General features: G+C 37.4%; 19 protein-coding genes. 14 read left to right on the forward strand and 5 right to left on the reverse strand.

The genetic code is table 11. The annotated features are described in order from the left end of the window. Positions 1–57: 57 nt before the first annotated feature. Positions 58–1,197, reverse strand: coding sequence for an aminotransferase class I/II-fold pyridoxal phosphate-dependent enzyme (locus tag KYG33_RS02220; protein ID WP_219072587.1), 1,140 nt, complete (start codon positions 1,195–1,197; stop codon positions 58–60). Positions 1,198–1,357: 160 nt separating this feature from the next. Between KYG33_RS02220 and KYG33_RS02225 the strand changes: the two genes are divergently transcribed. From KYG33_RS02225 to KYG33_RS02250, 6 genes are all read left to right on the forward strand, one after another. Further along, on the forward strand, positions 1,358–2,398 hold the full coding sequence (locus KYG33_RS02225) for a M28 family metallopeptidase (protein WP_077414365.1): 1,041 nt from the start codon (positions 1,358–1,360) through the stop codon (positions 2,396–2,398). Positions 2,399–2,423: 25 nt separating this feature from the next. Next, on the forward strand, positions 2,424–2,867 hold the full coding sequence (locus KYG33_RS02230) for a GNAT family N-acetyltransferase (RefSeq protein ID WP_257468892.1): 444 nt from the start codon (positions 2,424–2,426) through the stop codon (positions 2,865–2,867). Between the two features lies 1 nt (position 2,868). Continuing rightward, on the forward strand, positions 2,869–3,231 hold the full coding sequence (locus tag KYG33_RS02235) for a glyoxalase (RefSeq protein WP_219072588.1): 363 nt from the start codon (positions 2,869–2,871) through the stop codon (positions 3,229–3,231). A gap of 11 nt (positions 3,232–3,242) precedes the next feature. Further along, a complete protein-coding gene (locus tag KYG33_RS02240) occupies positions 3,243–3,743 on the forward strand; it encodes an endonuclease V (protein WP_077414361.1) in 501 nt (166 codons plus the stop codon). A 149-nt stretch (positions 3,744–3,892) separates the two neighbouring features. Further along, positions 3,893–5,068, forward strand: coding sequence for an acetyl-CoA C-acyltransferase (locus KYG33_RS02245; protein WP_219072589.1), 1,176 nt, complete (start codon positions 3,893–3,895; stop codon positions 5,066–5,068). Positions 5,069–5,307: 239 nt separating this feature from the next. Beyond that, a complete protein-coding gene (locus tag KYG33_RS02250; RefSeq protein ID WP_077414357.1) occupies positions 5,308–6,618 on the forward strand; it encodes a T9SS type A sorting domain-containing protein in 1,311 nt (436 codons plus the stop codon). Between the two features lie 112 nt (positions 6,619–6,730). Here the strand turns inward: KYG33_RS02250 and KYG33_RS02255 are convergent, their stop codons facing one another. Further along, positions 6,731–10,072: a DEAD/DEAH box helicase gene (locus KYG33_RS02255; RefSeq protein WP_219072590.1), complete on the reverse strand. Its 3,342-nt coding sequence runs from the start codon at positions 10,070–10,072 to the stop codon at positions 6,731–6,733. A 134-nt stretch (positions 10,073–10,206) separates the two neighbouring features. On the opposite strand from KYG33_RS02255, the gene KYG33_RS02260 reads away from it, so the two are divergent. The 5 genes from KYG33_RS02260 to KYG33_RS02280 all read left to right on the forward strand — a co-directional run bounded on the left by KYG33_RS02260 (position 10,207) and on the right by KYG33_RS02280 (position 15,025). Beyond that, positions 10,207–11,004: an SDR family oxidoreductase gene (locus tag KYG33_RS02260; protein WP_219072591.1), complete on the forward strand. Its 798-nt coding sequence runs from the start codon at positions 10,207–10,209 to the stop codon at positions 11,002–11,004. 78 nt (positions 11,005–11,082) lie between these two features. Further along, positions 11,083–11,997 carry a helix-turn-helix domain-containing protein gene (locus KYG33_RS02265; protein WP_180563527.1) on the forward strand — a complete coding sequence of 305 codons (915 nt, stop codon included), beginning with the start codon at positions 11,083–11,085 and terminating at the stop codon, positions 11,995–11,997. Positions 11,998–12,133: 136 nt separating this feature from the next. Further along, entirely contained in the window at positions 12,134–13,294 is a 1,161-nt protein-coding gene (locus KYG33_RS02270; RefSeq protein WP_077414350.1) for an MFS transporter, read from the forward strand. Positions 13,295–13,425: 131 nt separating this feature from the next. Beyond that, positions 13,426–14,283, forward strand: coding sequence for an AraC family transcriptional regulator (locus KYG33_RS02275; protein WP_219072592.1), 858 nt, complete (start codon positions 13,426–13,428; stop codon positions 14,281–14,283). 91 nt (positions 14,284–14,374) lie between these two features. After that, entirely contained in the window at positions 14,375–15,025 is a 651-nt protein-coding gene (locus KYG33_RS02280; RefSeq protein ID WP_257468893.1) for an HD domain-containing protein, read from the forward strand. A gap of 84 nt (positions 15,026–15,109) precedes the next feature. On the opposite strand, the gene KYG33_RS02285 is transcribed toward KYG33_RS02280, so the two are convergent. After that, on the reverse strand, positions 15,110–15,499 hold the full coding sequence (locus KYG33_RS02285) for a hypothetical protein (RefSeq protein ID WP_180563531.1): 390 nt from the start codon (positions 15,497–15,499) through the stop codon (positions 15,110–15,112). Between the two features lie 36 nt (positions 15,500–15,535). Further along, on the reverse strand, positions 15,536–16,912 hold the full coding sequence (locus KYG33_RS02290) for an MFS transporter (RefSeq protein WP_219072593.1): 1,377 nt from the start codon (positions 16,910–16,912) through the stop codon (positions 15,536–15,538). Positions 16,913–16,983: 71 nt separating this feature from the next. On the opposite strand from KYG33_RS02290, the gene KYG33_RS02295 reads away from it, so the two are divergent. The 3 genes from KYG33_RS02295 to KYG33_RS02305 all read left to right on the forward strand — a co-directional run bounded on the left by KYG33_RS02295 (position 16,984) and on the right by KYG33_RS02305 (position 19,190). Beyond that, positions 16,984–17,832, forward strand: coding sequence for an AraC family transcriptional regulator (locus KYG33_RS02295; RefSeq protein WP_219072594.1), 849 nt, complete (start codon positions 16,984–16,986; stop codon positions 17,830–17,832). Positions 17,833–17,934: 102 nt separating this feature from the next. Continuing rightward, on the forward strand, positions 17,935–18,429 hold the full coding sequence (locus tag KYG33_RS02300; protein WP_219072595.1) for a MarR family winged helix-turn-helix transcriptional regulator: 495 nt from the start codon (positions 17,935–17,937) through the stop codon (positions 18,427–18,429). Beyond that, the gene (locus tag KYG33_RS02305; RefSeq protein WP_219072596.1) at positions 18,426–19,190 is read left to right on the forward strand and encodes a hypothetical protein; all 765 of its coding nucleotides are present in this window, start codon (positions 18,426–18,428) and stop codon (positions 19,188–19,190) included. The genes KYG33_RS02300 and KYG33_RS02305 overlap by 4 nt, the downstream gene beginning before the upstream one ends. A gap of 111 nt (positions 19,191–19,301) precedes the next feature. Here KYG33_RS02305 and KYG33_RS02310 read toward each other — a convergent pair whose 3' ends face one another. After that, positions 19,302–19,544, reverse strand: a complete 243-nt coding sequence (locus tag KYG33_RS02310) for a hypothetical protein (protein ID WP_149388642.1) — start codon at positions 19,542–19,544, stop codon at positions 19,302–19,304. Positions 19,545–19,643: the final 99 nt, after the last annotated feature.

Consider the following 19,643-nt stretch of genomic DNA (forward strand, 5'->3'; position numbering starts at 1 on the left):
TTATATGAATAGATATCCACAATCATCTGTGAAAATCTGAGAAATCTTTGAGAAAAATCAAAGATTCCTTTTTAAATGTTCCAAAGCCTGGATAATCAGTTCATCTTTTTTAGCAAAACTAAACCTGACATAATCTGAATTCTGTCTTGAGTTGTAAAAAGCCGAAAGCGGAAGACAAGATACTTTTTTCTCAATTGTAAGCCATTTTGAAAACTCTACATCCGTCATGGTAGTAGAAATATTCCGGAAATTAACGACCTGGAAAACACTTCCTTCCGCTTGCTGTTCAACTTGCAGGGGAGTTTCCTGAATCAGCTGATTGAAAATATTTCTTTTATTCTGCATTATTTCTTTATTGATGGCCGGATCAAATACATCCAGATACTTTGCGATAGCATATTGCGCCGGAGCATTGGCACTGTAAGAAATATACTGTTGGTGGCACTGGAATTTTGCCGTTAAAGTTTCAGAAGCTAGCATGTAACTGACTTTCCATCCGGAAGTATGAAACATTTTGCCAAAAGAAAAAATACAGAATGTCTTTTCCCTGAGCCCCGGATGAATAAAAGAACTGTAATGCTTAACTTCATCATAGCAGTAGGTGTCATATATTTCTTCAGAAATCAAATATATATCGCGATCCTTAATCAGTTCATACAAGTGATTCCAATCTTCCTTTTTCCATACTTTTCCGGTTGGATTTTGAGGAGAATTTACAATGACAGCTTTGGTTTTTTCAGTAATACAGTTTTTAAACAAATCCCAGTTGATCGTAAAATCACCATCAAGATCATAATAGACAGGGATTCCGCCATTCATGACAACAGCAGGTCCATAAGTATAATATGAAGGTTGGATAATAATTACTTCATCATATTGATTTAAAATTGATTTGAGGGAAGTATATAAAGCAAAGGTTGCACACGGAACAATGGTTATTTCTCTAGCTGTAACAGGAATTTTGTGAGTCCGTTTTGCATTGAAACGAATGATACTTTCGATCAGAAGGGGATTGCCGGCAAGAGGTTCATAATGGTAAGTGTCTCTTTCGGCTGCTTCTTTTAAGAATATTTTAAGTCTTTCATCAATATCAAAATCGGGAAGTCCCAGAGAAAGATCAAAGCTTCCGTGTCTGGCTGCAAGTTCGGACATTTCTGTAAAAAAGGAATAATGAGTAAATCCGTAAATTTTATCCACCTATTTTGTATTTTAATCAAATATAATAAAAAATTAATACCGTATTGAGTTTTAAATTGGAGTATCGTTAATTTTATAATGGGAAGCATATGATATTGCGATTTTGATCTGTTTTATTAGAATTCAATAAAATTTGTTATTTTTAAGAAATTTATTCTTTATGAAAAAAATACTTATTCCGTTATTTGCCATGGCTATAGTGACCAGTTGTGGGACGGCAAAAATATCTGATGGGAATTCTTCACATCCTGTTTCAACAAAACATAACAAGGCCTTTAACAATGCATACAAGGTAATTAATGCTGAGGATTTAAAGAAAAATCTGTATGTCATTGCAGCAGATGATATGGAAGGGCGAGATACAGGAAGCAAAGGGCAGAAGAAGGCGGGAGAGTATATGATTAATTATTATAAAAATCTTGGTATTTCCGGACCTAAAGCATTAGGCTCATACTATCAGAAAGTTCCATCTGAGTTTATGAAAAAAAGAGGTGGAGGTAACCTTCCTGATTCTGAAAATATCATGGCTTTTATTGAAGGAAGCGAAAAACCGGACGAGATTGTTGTAGTTTCTGCACATTATGATCATGTAGGAACAAAAAATGGAGTCGTGTACAACGGAGCAGACGATGACGGAAGCGGCACTGTAGCAGTAATGGAAATCGCCAAGGCATTCCAGCAGGCAAAAAAAGCAGGAAAAGGACCTAAAAGATCGATCCTGTTTCTGCACGTTACAGGAGAAGAACACGGATTGTTTGGTTCAGAATATTATTCCGAAAATCCTGTTTTCCCATTAGCCAATACCGTTGTTGATCTTAATATTGACATGATTGGACGTGATGATCCTGCCAACAGAGGGAAACAATATGTATATGTCATTGGTTCTGAAATGTTAAGCTCTCAGCTTAAAGTAATTAACGAAGCTGCAAATAAGAGAACGAATAACCTGGAACTTAATTACAAATATGATGATTTGAATGATCCGGAACAATTATATTACCGTTCAGATCACTATAATTTTGCCAAACATAATATTCCTGTCGCATTCTTTTTTGATGGGATTCATGAAGATTATCATAAGCCAACAGATGATCCTGAAAAGATTGATTATCAATTATTAGAGAAAAGAACCCAGCTTATTTTTACTACAGCATGGGATATTGCCAACAGAGAAGAAAGAATTGTGGTTGACAGAAAATAATCAAGAATTAAGAAAAACAATCACCATGAACATAGTAATCCGAGAAGCAAGACCGGAAGACATTCCACAGATTCAGGTCGTAAGAAATTCTGTGAAAGAAAACACATTATCAGATCCAGGTTTGGTTACAGATAAAGACTGTGAGGAATTTCTTTTTCAAAGAGGAAAAGGTTGGGTAAGTGAGGCAAAAGGTCAGATTGTAGGCTTTTCCATTGCAGATCTGAAAGAAAATAATATCTGGGCTTTATTTGTACATCCTGATTTTGAAAATCAGGGAATCGGCAGAAAGCTTCATGACATCATGCTCGACTGGTATTTTAAACAAAAGAAAGACGATCTGTGGCTTGGTACTTCACCTGGAACGCGGGCAGAGAATTTCTACAGAAAATCTGGCTGGAAAGAAACCGGAACCCATGGAAAAGGAGAGGTAAAATTTGAAATGACCTATGAACACTGGAAAATAAAATAGTATGACACCGAAACTAAAATCCATCAGACCTTTTATCGGAGCAAAGAATTTTGAGATCAGCAGAAACTTTTATAAGGATCTCGGATTTGAAGAGGTTGTTCTGGAGCCCAAGTTATCACTGTTTATACGAGAGGAAATAGGCTTTTATCTTCAGGATTATTATACAAAGGATTGGGTTGATAATACCATGATCTTTATGGAAGTGGTCAATACAGATGAATTCTGGAAGGAGCTTTTATCCTTAAAGCTTACAGATACCTATGAGAATGTAAAACTTATTCCTGTAAGAACCATGGAATGGGGAAAAGAGTGTTTTGTACATGATCCTTCAGGGATTTTATGGCATTTTGGCGAGTTTTTTTAAGGGAATAAAATATGATTTACGCATTTGATACCTATTATTATGAGGATTATGCCAATACGGTGTGTATTGCATTTGAGGACTGGACGTCTGAAAAAGAAGTGGAAGTTTTTATAGAACAGACTGCTGTGAGTTCAGCATATGAAAGCGGGGCGTTTTACAAAAGAGAATTACCCTGCATTTTAAGTCTGCTCACGAAAATTACATTAAAATCAGAAGATATTATCATTGTTGACGGATATGTTACTCTTGACAATGATGGAAAAATAGGGTTGGGCGGCCACCTCTACGAAGCATTGGAAGAAAAGTGTCCTATTATTGGGATCGCCAAAAACGAATTTACAACTCCGGATTCCCAAAGGAGAAGTGTATTTCGCGGAGAAAGTAAAACACCACTTTTTGTGACAGCCAAAGGAATGAATGTAGATGAAGTTCAATTGAAAGTAGAACAAATGCATGGCACTTACAGAATGCCCACGCTGCTTAAAAAACTGGATCAGCTGAGCAGAACATAAAAATTAAAGTCTTACTTATTACAGTAAGATTTTTTTTAATCCTTAATATACCGATTGGTATATTTTAATTATCTTTGTATTGTTCCCTGTGAAAAGAAAAGAATTTTTTTAACCAGAAATATACCGATTGGTATTAAAAATAATATCCTATGAAAGAAGTATTTATATTGGCTGCAAAACGAACTCCAGTGGGTGGTTTTATGGGAAGCCTATCCGGATTTACAGCTCCTCAACTTGGAGCAGTTGTAATTAAAAATGCCTATGAAAACATCGGATTGGCTCCGGAGCATATAGACAGTGTGTATATGGGAAATGTACTCAGTGCCGGGCTGGGGCAGTCTCCTGCAAGACAGGCCGCTATTTTTGGAGGAATTCCGGTAGATAAAGATGCAACAACAATAAACAAAGTCTGTGCTTCCGGAATGAAAGCGGCTATGATCGGTGCTCAGCAGATTCAGCTTGGTCTGGAACATCTTGTCATGACTGGTGGTATGGAAAGTATGAGCAATGTTCCTCATTACGTTAAGCTTCGTCTGGGAACAAAATTAGGAGATACCAACCTTACTGATGGCGTGATTAAAGATGGTCTGTGGGATGTGTATAATGATTTCCATATGGGAAGTGCCGCTGAATTGGGCGTAAAAAAATATGGATTAACACGGCAGCAGCTTGATGAATATGCTTTGTTTTCCTATCATCGGGCTCAGGAAGCAGCGAAAAACGGTAAGTTCAGCAATGAATTGATCCCGATCTCAATTGAAGGAAAGAAAGGGTCTATCATCGTAGATAAAGATGAAGATATTGAGAAACTTATTCCAGAGAAAATTTCTCTTTTGAAACCGGCATTTGAATCAGAGGGTACACTGACAGCTGCTAATTCCAGCAATCTGAATGATGGGGCTGCAGCAATTCTAGTAGGATCTTCGGAAGTTATACAGCAGCATAATTTGAAACCCTTGGCCAGGATCGCAGCATATGCAGATGCGGCTCAGTCTCCGGAATGGTTTACTACTTCTCCGTCTATTGCCATTCAGAAATTGTTGAAACAAACAGGTCTCAGTTTATCTGATATTGATTATTTCGAGATTAATGAAGCCTATTCCTCAGTGATTTTATCCAACCAGCAGATTTTGGGTTATGACCTCAATAAGGTAAATATTTACGGTGGAGCGGTTGCTTTGGGACACCCGATTGGTGCTTCAGGAGCCAGAATTATAACAACTTTAGTCAATGTACTGCGGCAGGAAAAAGGAAGATTGGGGATAGCTGCCATCTGCAATGGAGGAGGTGGAGCGTCTGCAGTTCTTATCGAAAATGTAAGTTGAAGCAGATAAAATTCCTTAGATTCGATTCTTTATAACGAAAAGACCTTTCTTGAAATAAAATTTGAGAAAGGTCTTTTTTATTTATAACAGATTGATTATCCATTAGTAAATTAAGTTTTTAGATAAATATCATTAGGCAGTCAATGGTCTATTTTTGCTAAACTGACAAATATCATTACATTCTTATTTTTATTAATTCTAAATAAATATAAATTTGTCCCAAGAAATTCAAACAAAAAATGAAAAAAATAACTACTCTTTCTGGTATTGTACTTTGCTCTCTGGTGAATGCACAATTGCAATATTGTATGCCTGCATTTCAGTATGGAGCTGACAGTAATATGATCAGTAATGTTACTTTCGGAAACATTAATAACTCATCACCGGTTCAGTCTGGGAATGCACAAATTTATGAGAATTTTACATCAATGTCCACAGATTTGCAATCCGGAAGTAATTATAATATATCTGTAACTGGTCCTTCCAGTACATTTCCCAGTGATGTAGCTGTTTTTATAGACTTTAATCAGAATGGTAATTTTGATGATGCCGGAGAAAGCTTCTACATTGGAAGACTTGAAGCAGCCAATCCAGCCAATGCATTTACCATCAACAATACAATAGTGATTCCTGCGAATGCGGCCAACGGGAGTACAAGAATGCGGGTTCTTAAGAATACAAATGTTCAGGCTTATTCTGATCCTAATGCTGCCAATTCTATCAGTTCAGCCTGTGATTCCGGCTTAAGAGCAGGGCAGACTGAAGATTATACCGTCAATATTATAGGAAACACAGTGAATTTCCCGGCTCCTTACTGTGGTGCCGAAAATGTAACCAGTCTTACAGTAAGCGAAATAAGCAAAGTAGAATTTGCCGGAACGGTAAGAAACAGTGCTATCGACGGTAACTCAGATGTTCTTGAAAATTTTACGGCGACTGTCTTCACTGTTAACCGTGGAAATGCCTATCCTATAACAGTAACAGGAGGTACTCATGGACAGAATACCGTATCAGTGTATGCTTATATTGATTTTAACCATAATAACCAGTTTGATGCGGATGAGAAGTTTAACCTGGGCTATCTGGACCATTCCAATCCGGTTACTACTACAGAATCAGGGATCACATCCGGTAGTATTATAATTCCGGGAGGAGCGCAGCTTGGAGAAACCCGTTTCAGATTGGTAAAAGCATATGAATCAAATTCATGGATGGGAACTTTGGAGAATCTTCCTTGTCCTTCAGGATGGTTTATAGGGCAGGCAGAAGATTATACGCTTAAAATTCAGCTGGAAAGCCTTTCCACAATAGAGGTTTCTAAGGAGGCATCAGCCAATGTTCAGATATACCCGAACCCTACAACGAATTCTGTGAATATCAAGATGAAAGAAAAACTGGAGAAATATGAAATTTACAATATGTCAGGGCAGAAGATGCTGGAAGGCAATTCGATGAATGTACCCATGGAGAATTTTACTTCTGGAACATATCTTATTAAAATCCTGACAAAGAATCAAAAAACAGTCACAGAAAAGATTATCAAAAAATAGACACATCATATCTAAATCATATCCATATCAATTTTTGTTTTTAATCGACAGGTTCTTTACCTGTCGGTTTTTTTATTTTTAAAATGTCGTATTCAATAGATTTTTAAGTGTATTATGAACCAGATTCCAGCAGGTCCATAAGGTCCTGTTTTGAAAGTCCCTGAAGCTTTTTCCCATCTGTGGTGAGCAGATTCTGAGCCAGTTGTTTTTTCTTTTTCTGAAGGGTAAGAATTTTTTCTTCTACAGTATTAGAACAGATCATCCGGACAGCAATTACATTTTTGGTTTGTCCTATGCGGTAGCTTCTGTCAATAGCCTGATTTTCAGCAGCAGGATTCCACCATGGGTCTACCAGGTAAATATAATCAGCCTGCGTTAGGTTGAGACCGACACCGCCGGCCTTTAAGCTGATCAGGAAAACCCGGATATCATCATTTTTCTGGAAATTAGCTACCTTTTCTCCTCTGTCTTTAGTCTGCCCCGTAAGATATTCAAACTGAATATTGTGGCGTTCCAGCTTTGTCTTTATCAGATCAAGCATCCCCACAAACTGTGAGAAAACCAGTATTTTATGATCTTTTGATTTCCCAAGGATCTGTTCCATCAAAATCTCTATTTTAACGGCATTTTCACCGGAATATCCTTCTTTTATCAAAACAGGAGAGTTACAGATCTGTCTGAGTCTTGTAAGGCCCGTAAGGACGTGCATGCTGTTTTTATTCAGATCATCGTCATCATTGGCTGCAATAAACTCACGAAGTTCTTTTTCATAAGCGTCATAGATTTTACGTTGCTCTGCATTCATTTCACAATAGATCACCGTTTCTGTTTTCTCAGGCAGCTCTTTTGCGACCTGTTTCTTGGTTCTTCTGAGGATAAAGGGCTTTATTTTTTGCTGAAGTTCTAACGCCCGTTTACTGTATTCAAATTTATCAATAGGAATGGCATAAATATCTTTAAAATACTGCTTGCTTCCCAAAAGTCCCGGACAAGCGAAAGAAAGCTGGCTGTAAAGGTCAAAAGTGCTGTTTTCAACAGGAGTACCCGTTAATACAATCCTGTTTCTCGATTGAAGCAGCCGTGCTGCTTTATACCTTTCCGAATTTGGATTTTTAATAGTCTGTGATTCGTCCAGAAAAACATAATTGAAATTAAAATTTTTCAGGAAACGGATATCTGAAAGCAACATTCCATAAGTGGTAAGGACTACTTCATAATCAGACATATGAGCGGTTGTCTTTGGTCTGTCTGCACCATAATGCAGCAGAACTTTTATAGAAGGTGCAAACTTGCTGATCTCTTCCTGCCAGTTGAAAAGAAGGGAAGTGGGAACTACAATAAGATGGGTAGTATGCCCCCGTTTTTCCCGCTGTGAAAGGATAAAAGCTATGATCTGAATGGTTTTTCCAAGTCCCATATCGTCTGCGAGACACCCTCCGAAGTTGAATCCGTCAAGAAAATTAAGCCAGTTCAGTCCATCATGCTGATAATCCCTAAGTTCAGCATTCAGCCCAGCCGGAATATTGACTTTGGGAATTTTTTTTACTTTTGAGAACTTAGTGGAATACGTGGTGAGTTCCTCCTGAACTTCCTGGCTCAGGATTTCCTTTTCAAACAATGAAGTGACCTCCGTGAAGTTGATTTTTGGAATCTTTAAGAGCTCTTCGTCAATTTCTCCAGCATGAAAGTAAGCGGCTATTTTCTCCATCCATTCTTCAGGGAGAATTCCCATGCTTCCATCATCCAGCTGAACGAATTTACTTTTATTCCGGATCGCCCGGTGAAGTTGTTTTAAAGAAGCTTCTTTAGGACCAAACCCTACTTTTAGCTTAGCATTAAACCAATCCAATCCGCTGGTAATCTGAATATTGATTTTAGCCCGGTGGGAATTTAATTTATTATTCTTTAATTCGTTAAAGCCCAGTATGGTTATTCCTTCATTTCTCCAGGTTTCAAATGCTTCAAGAAACCAGTTGTTATCCAGGAATTTATCCCTGTGAAGATAAAAATACTGATAGCCGTCCATCTGCTCTTCAAAATCAGGATGCTGCTGCATGACCAAAGAAGTAAAGCGGGCTTCCGCAGATTCAATTCTCTCTATTTTAAATGGATTTCCATTCTGATCTGTATCAAAAAGCTGCTTTCTGGAATAGACAGGAATTTCTACGTCTCCGTATTTCATTACCGGTGTGATTCCTATATAATTTTCCTGCTGACGGAGATAAACTACTCTTTCAGTTTGATATTTTTTATCTTCAAGCTGTACTTTCGTTGCAGTTTGTATGTAGCTGTAATTTATGTGAATACGTTCTTCTATGGTAGAGAGAATATTCTTCATAAATGCCTCATATTTTGAAGAATGGATCAGTAAAATCTCATTATTAGCCTTAAAGAACCGGATGATTCTTAGCATGTCAGGATGGTCTACAAAGCTGAAAATGTTTCGGTTATAAACAAAATATTCATTTCTGAGTACAATATTTTTGAAAGGAACAGAGATATCATTCAATTGTAATTCTCCGGTTATTTCGTAAAACGGATCTTTCTTAAATACAGATAATTGAACCTCGGCATCTAAAGTATTTAATTCAACATGGGAAAGTGACTTTGCGGATACCGTTTCTGAGATTTCCCGGTCGTGATGATAGACATCCAGTTTCAGAGGATTCTGTACAATGAGCTTTAAAGCTTCCAGTTCTGAAGTATTGTAATCTTCATTATAATTATTCTGGAAAGAGGTTATAGCGGTGTAAAATTTAATCTCTGCGGGTTTCTCCGATTTCCATATCAGCTGCATGGCATCTACAGGAGTCACCGGATTTTTGAGCTTTCCTGTCTGCGTTATTTCAGCTTCCATCAGAGAGAAGGTCATATGGTTGTAATAATGGTGCTTACCAATGACCAATATCTGTTTCTTGCCTGTTTCCAGTACTGCCAATTCATCCAGTCTTGAGGGAAGCTGCGGTAGAAGATCTCTTTGAAACATAACATCATCTACAGGAAGCATTTCCTTGATCTTAGGAAGGATTTCAATTTTGCCCTCTTTATATTCCAGTTGAAAATATTGATCCAGATCAGGTTCATTTTCAAGGCCATATGTTTTGGCTTTAGGGAGAAAAGCTTTTTTACGGAGCATATCATCAAAAAACAGGCGGTAATTTTTATCCTCAATGATACAATGGATAATTTCTGCCTGATGGGAACAAAGCTGGCCTTTCTGATTATCACATGTGCAGGAGCATAATAATGAACTGCCGACCTTGCTGATGCTGACCATTGGAAAATCCTGTAATGAAGATTGCTTTGTAAATATTCCTGTATTGTTTTCAATAGCTGCAGGATATATTTCCCGGAAATCCCTGATTCCAATGAATGTACTGTCTGAGGTATGTTTCAGCAGGTCATATACGGAAAGTGTACTGATATTGATGTTGTCAAGAATATATTCTGCCATAAGAATTGATGAAGGCAAACTTACAAAAAACAAATGTATTTAAGAATCCATTTTGGCTACAGCTTACCGCATTTTGGCAACTTCCGGGTTTATTCTAATGCTGAACTTTGTCCTATAATTTTAAACAAAGAAAAATGAAAACAATTTTTATAACAGGTGCTTCTACAGGATTAGGAAAAGCAACTGCCCAATTATTTCAAAATAATGGATGGAGAGTAATCGCTACGATGAGAAACCCTGAAGCAGCTGCCGATCTTGCAGCCCTGGAGAATGTAACTGTGCTTCCATTGGATGTTACCAATCCGGAGCAGATAAAGTCAACGGCTAAACAGGCTATTGAACTGGGAGATATTGATGTGGTTTACAATAATGCAGGATATGGGCTTATAGGCCCTTTGGAAGCGCTTTCAGATGATCAGATCGTGAAACAGCTTGACACGAATTTATTAGGGGTTATACGCGTTACACAGGCATTTATTCCTTACTTCAGGGAACAGAAAAAAGGAATGTTCATTTCTACAACGTCTATAGGAGGACTGGTTGCATTTCCACTGGGCTCTACTTATCACGCTACCAAATGGGCGCTGGAAGGCTGGAGTGAAAGTTTAGCTTTCGAGCTTAATACTTTTGGAATAGATGTTAAGACTATTTCTCCCGGAGGAATCAAAACAGATTTTGTAAGCCGTTCTCTGGATTCAGCATCCAGCCCTGCGTATGAAGACATCACAAACTCTCTGTTTTCTAAAATGGAAGGAATGATGGAAGCAGCTTCTACTCCGGAACAGATTGCAGCAGTGGTGTATGAGGCTGCTACAGATGGCAGAAAACAACTGAGATATGTAGCAGGAGAGGATGCTAAAGCGATCTACGCACAGCGCCTTGAATTAGGTGATGAAGCATTCAGAGAGCAGTTTGGCAAACAGTTTATTTAATCAGTTTTTTTGGAAGACAGTATAAAGTAAATCATATTTATACTGTCTTTACAATCAAATAATTTATAATTTTATATCATGGAAAAGAAAGATAATATTCCGCTTAAAATTTCATCTATATCAGAACTGCACGACATGTTGCAGCTCCCTAAACCGCTTCATCCGTTGGTAAGTCTTGTGGATAATACGAAAATGAGCATTAAAAAGGATATGCTGAAAAGGAGCTTTATCCTGAATTTTTATAAAATTTCGTATAAATATTCTACCACAGGAAAAATGGGCTATGGGCAGGGATATTATGATTTCAACGAAGGAGGAATGATGTTCACCGCACCCGGACAGGTGCTTTCCACTGATGAGAATGCAGAATATTGCGGTTATACGTTACTGGTACACCCGGATTTTATCAGAAGCTATCCTTTAGCAAAGAATATCAAAAACTTCGGTTTCTTTTCTTATGATACGAATGAGGCGCTGCACTTGTCTGATCAGGAAAAATCAACGATAACAGGATTGCTGAATAATATTGAAAATGAACTGAATACCACGATTGATGAAGTAAGCCAGGATGTTATCATTTCTTATATGGAGGTTCTTCTCAATTACAGCAACCGTTTTTATAAAAGACAGTTTATTACAAGAAAGGCTGTAAACAGTGATCTGTTGACCAAAATGGATGTTGTGCTGGAAAACTATTTCAATCAGCAGGAAACATTGAATAAAGGCCTTCCTACAGTAGAATTTCTTGCTTCCACACTCAGTTTGTCACCTCATTATTTGAGTGATATGCTTCGTAACCTTACCGGATTGAATGCCCAGCAGCATATTCATGAAAAACTGATTGAAAAAGCAAAAGAATACCTTACCACTACAGGTTTCTCTGTGTCTGAAGTTGCCTATGCTTTAGGATTTGAACATCCGCAGTCATTCAATAAGCTGTTCAAAAAGAAAACTGATAAAACCCCTCTGAGTTACAGACAATCATTCAATTAGAAATATCACCCGGTTCAACTGCCGGGTGTTTTTTTGTTATTGGTTAAAATGGAACATAAAAATGACAAAAACGGACTAGATTTTAATAGCAGAGCGTGTTTACATTTGCAAAAGGAATTTTTATCACCCTGTTATAATGAACGAGAGAGAATCTTTTAATGCCAAAATGCCAACAGCCTGTTTTTTACTTTTCTTTGCCCATGGACTTGTTTTTTCTTCCTGGGCGAGCCGGATTCCTATCATTAAAACTGCACTTTCGATCAATGAAGCAGAGCTGGGAACGCTATTGCTTCTGATGCCTATAGGACAGCTTTCAACGATGGTTTTGGCTGGGAAACTGATCAGCGTGTATGGAAGCAGCTGGATTATTAAAAGAGTATTTTTATTATATCCCTTTTTCCTTTTGCTGATTGGCTTATCACCTTCTTACTGGACGCTGGCGGTTGTTCTGTTCTTCTTTGGGGTTTCCGGGAATATGTGCAATATAGCGATTAATACGCAGGCCATTGAAATAGAATCCATTACCAAAAGATCCCTTCTTTCTTCCTATCATGGAGCCTGGTGTTTTGCTGGTCTTACAGGAGCTGTTGTGGGTTTATTGATGATTAACCTTCATGTGGGAACTTTCTATCATTTTGTTACTGTTTTTATCCTGGTAGGAATACTTTGGTTCTACAGTAAAAGAAATCTGACTAATATTATCCATAAAGCAGAACCGCAAACCCGGTCAATTTTTAAATCTGTAAATCCTACATTGTTTGGTTTGGGAATCATAGGATTTCTGAGTATGGCGATTGAAGGAGCGATGTTCGACTGGAGCGGGGTTTATTTTCAAACTATAGTTAAAGCTCCTGAAAATCTTGTTATACTGGGATATACAAGTTTTATTTTAATGATGACTTTAGGTCGTTTTATAGGGAATAGAATTATAGAAAAATACGGGAAAAAGATTGTTTTACAATGTTGTGGTATTCTGATGAGCGGAGGACTTTTTCTAAGTGTTTTCTTTCCGGAACTCTGGATATGTATCATTGCTTTTATGATTATCGGTCTTGGCAGCTCGCTGAGTGTACCGTCCGTTTATAGTACAGTGGGAAAGGTGAGTACAGTTGCTCCAAGTATTGCTTTATCATTTGTTTCCAGTATTTCATTTTTAGGATTCCTGATGGGGCCGCCTCTTATCGGATACATTGCTGAAAGCTTTGATCTAAGGTATTCATACGGACTTTTTGCCTGTTTTGGGATTTTACTGGCGGTTATGGCTGGGCAGATGAAAGTATTCAGAAATAAAAATTAATAGGTTTGTCGGGTTAATTTTGACATCTGTTAGGCGGTTTTTGACATGTTCCTGCTCCTTATTGTTGGCTAATCTTGCATTTCAAAAATACTGTTTCTAAAAACTCTTTATCTTTATTAAAATTTATCTCGATGAAACCGGTCTCAGGAATTTTAACTGAATCTGTTATTGATCATTCTTTTTCCGTAAAGCGGCTGGAGGATGATGTTCCTTATTCCGGAAGCTTCGTAAGACTCAATTATCATCATATTCTAATGGTTGAGAGCGGTAGAGGGGGGCTGACCGTAGATGGACACTCTTTTGATATTGCAGGTCAGAAAATCTTTTTACTGTCTAAAGGCCAGATCTGTAAATTTGAGAATCATTCTGATGTTTTTGGCTATCGTCTTTCCTTTGGAGACTGTTTTTGGGAAAGAGTGCCTTCCAGTGCCAGTAATTGTAAAGCTGTTTTGTTTAATAATGCCGCTGCGAATCAACAGCTACTACCGGATCAGACTGAAAGAGACGAATTCTTAAGTTTGTTTAAAATCTTACTGGCAGAATACAAAACTGAGTCTTACACCAATCAGATGGATGTACTGGCTGCCTATTTAAAGATCATCATGATCAAATTAGCCAATATAAAAATTGTAAAAGAAGAAACTTTTAACAGTCAGGATTATATTATCTACCGCAAATTTATGGAGTTGCTGAGCAGTCAGTATCATAATCTGCATGCGGTAAATGATTATTCAGAGATATTGAATATTACTCCACGGAGATTGAGTGAGCTATGTAAGCGGTGCAGTAATAAAAGCGCAAAAGAGATCATCAACGGGCAGATTATCGCAGAAGCCAAAAGACTTCTTCAGTTCAGCTCTTATACTGTAAAAGAGATTGCTTATCAGCTTCATTTCGGGACCTCAGAACAGTTCAGTCACTTTTTCAAAAAAAATACGGAAATATCTCCGGCAAACTATCGTAGTAATTTCATTCATATCGGGGTGTAAAACAGCTTGAAATTTTGACATGTTATTGGTATTTATTGATATTCCCAGGCATTTGTAATCAGGATATCTTTGGATAAAATTACATAAAGCTATGTCAGTAAATCGTATGAAAGAAGTCGCGGGAATCATCATTCCGGACAGTAAAATTGTAACTGAAGCCACAGAACTTCTATTGGAACACGGAACAGAATTTATTTACAATCACTCTCTGCGTGTTTTCCTATTTTCATCATTAAATGCAAAGCGTGACAACAAAGCTCATGATTCGGAGTTGTTATACGTTGCATCCGTATTTCATGATCTGGGACTTGTTTCTCATTACAGCAGCCCGGATCTGAGGTTTGAGGTAGATGGAGCCAATGCAGCACGAGATTTTTTGAAAGGTCATGGGATTGCTCAGGATAAACTTCAGCTGGTTTGGGATACCATTGCGCTTCATACCACCATTGGCATTGCAGAACATAAGGAAAATGAGGTAGCCTTAATGTATTCAGGAGTTGGATTGGATGTGATGGGAGAAGGATATGAAAACCTGAGTACAGAACATCGGGAGGAAATTATCAAAGCTTTTCCGAGAAATGACTTTAAAAAGAAGATTATTCCTACCTTTTTCGGTGGTTTTGAGCATAAAACAGAAACCACTTTTGGAAATATAAAAGCCGATGTCTGTGCTTTTATGATCCCCAATTTCCAAAGAAAAAACTTCTGCGACTGTATTTTACATTCTCCATGGTCTGAATAAGTGAAAGAAATTTACCATTAAGCTAAACAGCCCTGATCATCTAAGGATGTACAGGGCTGTTGACTGTTCAAAAAATGTGAAGATTTATATCCAGTTTTCAACAAGATGAAGCCATATTGCCTTTTCTTCATTCAGCAGAAAAACGGCTGATGATGTTCTTTTAGTAGTGATATCTCCCGTAACCTGTGTTTCAATATAAGTAGCAAGACCATGATGCTCAGAATCATGTACTACTATATTTTCAACCTGAATATTTCGTTCCGGAAACTTTCCAAATATGGTAGGAAGCCAGTCTCCAAACATAGACAGAGTAACAGTATCTCCATTTCCATTAATCATCTTGAAATCTGGGGAAAATCCGGATAATAATTCGTTATAAAGACTTTCCTGATTTTCTGTTTTACCCTGAAACCATTTTTCAATATTCCTGTGAAATTCTTCTATTTCCCAAATAATTTTTTCTGTATTGCTCATATTTTAAATATAATATTTTTATTATTTAAATGTCTTTTAATCAATGATCTTTCTCAACCTGCTTCCTGCCCATATTCCAATAAGTTGAAAAATACCGATCATTCCTACCGCTGCAACAAATGCTTTTGTGAACCCCAGAATAGGTGTCAGATTAAAAAATAAAGTCCCAATAACAGCTCCACCGGTCACACTGCCAATCTGAATGCCGATACTTATCAAACCGGAAGCCTGTCCTGCTTTATCTTTAGAAACTAAAGAAATAGCTGTACGCATCATAACAGGCATAATGGTACCATGCCCGAATCCAGCTATAAACAAAGTGATATGAGTGAGTAAAGATGGTTTTTGCTGAAAATAAAAAGTTACTGCACTTATCACAAAGCCTGTCATCAACAATCCCAATCCTACGTAGATCATTTTAGAAGCGCTCAGTTTTATCCGCGTGGTAATCAAAGGCCCCAGGAAAAAGGCAAGTCCATAAGGAACGATAGCCAACCCTGTCTGCAATGAATTCTGATGGAGAAACTGCTGCAAATAATAAGGATAACAAATGAATAAACCTGCCGTGAAATTGTAAAAGAAGATGATCAGAAGACTTAATGCAAAAGGTTTATGGTGCAACAGTGCCGGATCTATGAGTACCGGACGGCTTTTTTGAAGTTGTTTCTTCTCATATTTTAAAAATAAAATAAGTAATAAAATTCCTCCAAGAAGAATCCCGAAGATCCACCATGGCCATTCAAATTTTTGTCCGAAAATAAGAGGACAGATAAGCATAAGCAAAGCCAGAATTAATAATAAAGCTCCTGTAAAATCAATACCTGTCTGTTCTTTCTTATTATCCTCATTCATAGTAAAATGGATTCCCAGAATACAGATAACCGTAATAGGAACATTTACAAGAAAAACCATTTCCCAGGAAAAATTTCCCCAATGCATACTTAGAAGAACTCCGCCAAGCAATTGTCCGGCCACTGAAGCTAGCCCAAATACCGAACTGAAAAGACTTATTGCTTTAGGCTGCTCCTGACTGCTGAAGAGATCCTTTATAGAAGCTAATACCTGAGGGGCGAGCAGTGATGCGCCAACGCCTTGAAACAGCCGGAAAATAATCAACCACATAACATTAGGAGAAAAAGCGCAGGCGAGGGATGAAAACAGGAAAGTATATAATCCTGATATAAATACCTTTTTACGGCCGTAAATATCACCCAGCCGTCCGCCGCAAACAACAAGCGCTGCATAAGTAAGTCCATAAATGGCAATAACCATCTGAAGCTGATGATCGCTGGCACTGAATGCTTTTTTGATAGAAGGCAAAGCCATATTGACAATAAAATAATCCAGAGGTGAGAGAAAAGCACCTGCGATCAGAAAATTGAGTGCCTGCCACCGTTTCGGATATGTGTTCATACTTTTTTATGCAAAAATACCCGCTTTATGTTCTGTTAAAATTGTACTTTTGGAGGAAAATACAGTGTATAATGAAAGGACTGCCGCTTGAAGAAATTGATGTAAGAGAAATAAAACTGAAAGAAGAAGAGATTGTGTTTAAAACAAAGACTTTTCTCACATTCGTTTATGTTGTCAAAGGGGAAGGTACACTCGCGTATGATGATCGCAGTATTAATTTTTCTCAGGGTAAGCTTTTTATTATTCCTCAGCAGGAAGAGTATCGCTTTAAGAGTGAAATGGCTCAGCTTATCAGCATTCAATGTCCGGCTGAATTTATTGATAAAATCCGGCTGGAAGCAGACCGTATTGAAAGCTGTGAGAATTTGCATAAGCTGCAATATATCAGCCATAATTATCATGCAAGGGCTGGTTGTATCTTCAGGAATAAAAATGATGAGCAGTTTGCCGAAACCCTTATTCTTCAGATCGCTAATGAGTTCAAAAACAAAGCAGAAGATTACCTTATTATCCGCAACTGTATGTCGATCCTTCTGAATCTGATTGCCCGGAATATCATTCAGAGTGAAACCTCTGACCTTCAGGAAAACCGCAAAGCTTTTTCGATCATGAAGATCATCACTTATATTCAACAGCATATAAAGGACCGTGAGAAAACCGGAATTCAGGTTATTGCTGAACATTTTGGGATTTCCGGAAATTATTTCGGAGAGTATTTTAAACAGCAGACAGGAGTTTCTTATCAGGATTATCTGCTGGACTATAGACTGAAATTGGTAGAAACGTATCTAAAATACAGCAGTGTACGACTAAGTGAAATTGCTTATGAACTTCAGTTCAGTGATGAAAGCCATCTTTCCAAACTCTTCAAAAAATATAGGGGAGTAACGCCGGGTGAATATAGGAAAACCTTCAAATAAAACCTTTTTTTATTAAAGAGTTTTAATTCTGTTTTAAAAAAATACAAAGTTAACTATATAGTTGACTTTGTATTTTATATATTTACCACAAATATATTTCAGATGGATTTTGACTTTATTAAAGAATTAGGATATAAAGCTTTGGACAGCAGACTGAAAAGAATCAGCGATAGGATGTCTCATGATGTCCGGAAATTTTATAAAGAATTTGGAATTGATGTTGAACCTAATTGGTATCTGGTCTTTATGCTACTGAAAAAGAAAGGGGAAATTTCAATTACCGATATTGCTGAACCGCTGGGCTATTCGCACCCATCTGTTGTAGTTATTGTTAAAAAAATGAGTGAAAACGGTTATCTCAACATCAAAAAAGACAGTGTAGATAAACGGAAACAGATTATTTCATTGTCTCCAAAAGCCATTGAAATGCTTCCCCAGCTGGAGAAGATCTGGGACAGCTGTGAAAAAGCAATTTTGAAAGTACTAGCAGAAGATCTGGGGATTTTCACGTATCTGGATCATATTGATCAGCAATTAAAAGATGAATCTTTCCATCACAGGTTTAAACAGGAATATTTAAAATCAAGCAAATCATGAAAGCATTAATTCTCATCACTGCATTTCTTTTTTCCAATCTTATGATTTCGGCAACTGAAACCAAAATCATGATAAGAGCGAAAGCAAGAGATGCCAAATTTATAGGAACTTCATTGGGCGGCGCTCATATTATCATCAGAAATAAACTTAATCAAAGGATTCTGGCAGAAGGAAATACTACGGGAAGTACCGGAAATACAGATCTGATTATGAAAACGCCTAAAATCAGAGGAAATTCCATTGCAGATGCGCAGACCGGAGGTTTTATGGCGGCTGTGGATATTGATGAACCTACATTTGTGAATATAGAAGTGATTTCTCCTTTGAACAGCAAACAGGCCCAGGCGGTGGTAAGCACAGAATTGTGGCTGATTCCGGGAAAACATATTTTAGGAGAAGGAATTATCCTTGAAATTCCGGGATACATCATTGATATTCTGAAGCCAAGAACCCATCAATATATTGCATTGAACAGCATTAAAGATAAACCTTTCCTTTTTCAGGCCAATATTGTTATGATGTGCGGATGTGTTATAGATAAAGGAGGTGTATGGAATTCCGATGAAATTGAAGTGAAAGGAATTCTGAAAAAAGACGGAAAATTTGTGAAGAATATAGACCTGTCACTGGTTTCGACCAATCTTTTTGAAGGAAATCACCTCATCAGTTCTCCGGGAAACTATGAACTCGTATTGTATGCTTATCATGAGAAAACCGGAAATACGGGAGTAGATAAAGTGAACTATGTAGTCTTCGAATAAAGCAAATTACTGGATTATTAATGAGATTCTTCCTTCGTCAGAATGACAAAAGTCAAATAATTTGACTTTTAGACAGCCTCTTTCTAATATCCTAAACTTTCAGAAAATAAATTATAAAACCTGAAGTTCTCTGAAAACCTCAATAATAGCTTCAATAAGTCCTTTGTCAATCGTGTTTTCCGCAGCTAAATCTGGTAAAAGTGCTCTTAAGTCACCATGATCATCACGCTCAATGATAACTTCAGTGCCATCAACATCTACATACAATTTATAGCCGTGTGAGAATGTGGCAAGCTTTCCGTTGAAAAGCAATTCTTTACCCTTATAGGTTACCGGGACTTCAAATTCTTCCATTACTGTAAGTTTCTATTCATACTAAATTCCGGACAAATGTCGGAAAATTTTAATTCATATCATTATACAAATTGTAATGATAAAGCCAAGTAATACGAA

The sequence above is a fragment of the Chryseobacterium sp. D764 genome (assembly GCF_019317325.1).
In the GTDB taxonomy this organism is placed as follows: Bacteria; Bacteroidota; Bacteroidia; order Flavobacteriales; family Weeksellaceae; genus Chryseobacterium.

Bases quoted from the DNA above. Each gene is read 5' to 3' on its own strand.
- KYG33_RS02225 (WP_077414365.1), top strand. From the start codon at position 1,358: ATGAAAAAAATACTTATTCCGTTATTTGCCATGGCTATAGTGACCAGT.
- KYG33_RS02250 (WP_077414357.1), top strand. From the start codon at position 5,308: ATGAAAAAAATAACTACTCTTTCTGGTATTGTACTTTGCTCTCTGGTG.
- KYG33_RS02295 (WP_219072594.1), top strand. From the start codon at position 16,984: ATGAAAGGACTGCCGCTTGAAGAAATTGATGTAAGAGAAATAAAACTG.
- KYG33_RS02280 (WP_257468893.1), top strand. From the start codon at position 14,375: ATGTCAGTAAATCGTATGAAAGAAGTCGCGGGAATCATCATTCCGGAC.
- KYG33_RS02275 (WP_219072592.1), top strand. From the start codon at position 13,426: ATGAAACCGGTCTCAGGAATTTTAACTGAATCTGTTATTGATCATTCT.
- KYG33_RS02265 (WP_180563527.1), top strand. From the start codon at position 11,083: ATGGAAAAGAAAGATAATATTCCGCTTAAAATTTCATCTATATCAGAA.
- KYG33_RS02230 (WP_257468892.1), top strand. From the start codon at position 2,424: ATGAACATAGTAATCCGAGAAGCAAGACCGGAAGACATTCCACAGATT.
- KYG33_RS02255 (WP_219072590.1), bottom strand. From the start codon at position 10,072: ATGGCAGAATATATTCTTGACAACATCAATATCAGTACACTTTCCGTA.
- KYG33_RS02285 (WP_180563531.1), bottom strand. From the start codon at position 15,499: ATGAGCAATACAGAAAAAATTATTTGGGAAATAGAAGAATTTCACAGG.
- KYG33_RS02300 (WP_219072595.1), top strand. From the start codon at position 17,935: ATGGATTTTGACTTTATTAAAGAATTAGGATATAAAGCTTTGGACAGC.
- KYG33_RS02310 (WP_149388642.1), bottom strand. From the start codon at position 19,544: ATGGAAGAATTTGAAGTCCCGGTAACCTATAAGGGTAAAGAATTGCTT.
- KYG33_RS02260 (WP_219072591.1), top strand. From the start codon at position 10,207: ATGAAAACAATTTTTATAACAGGTGCTTCTACAGGATTAGGAAAAGCA.
- KYG33_RS02305 (WP_219072596.1), top strand. From the start codon at position 18,426: ATGAAAGCATTAATTCTCATCACTGCATTTCTTTTTTCCAATCTTATG.
- KYG33_RS02245 (WP_219072589.1), top strand. From the start codon at position 3,893: ATGAAAGAAGTATTTATATTGGCTGCAAAACGAACTCCAGTGGGTGGT.
- KYG33_RS02240 (WP_077414361.1), top strand. From the start codon at position 3,243: ATGATTTACGCATTTGATACCTATTATTATGAGGATTATGCCAATACG.
- KYG33_RS02290 (WP_219072593.1), bottom strand. From the start codon at position 16,912: ATGAACACATATCCGAAACGGTGGCAGGCACTCAATTTTCTGATCGCA.
- KYG33_RS02235 (WP_219072588.1), top strand. From the start codon at position 2,869: ATGACACCGAAACTAAAATCCATCAGACCTTTTATCGGAGCAAAGAAT.
- KYG33_RS02270 (WP_077414350.1), top strand. From the start codon at position 12,134: ATGAACGAGAGAGAATCTTTTAATGCCAAAATGCCAACAGCCTGTTTT.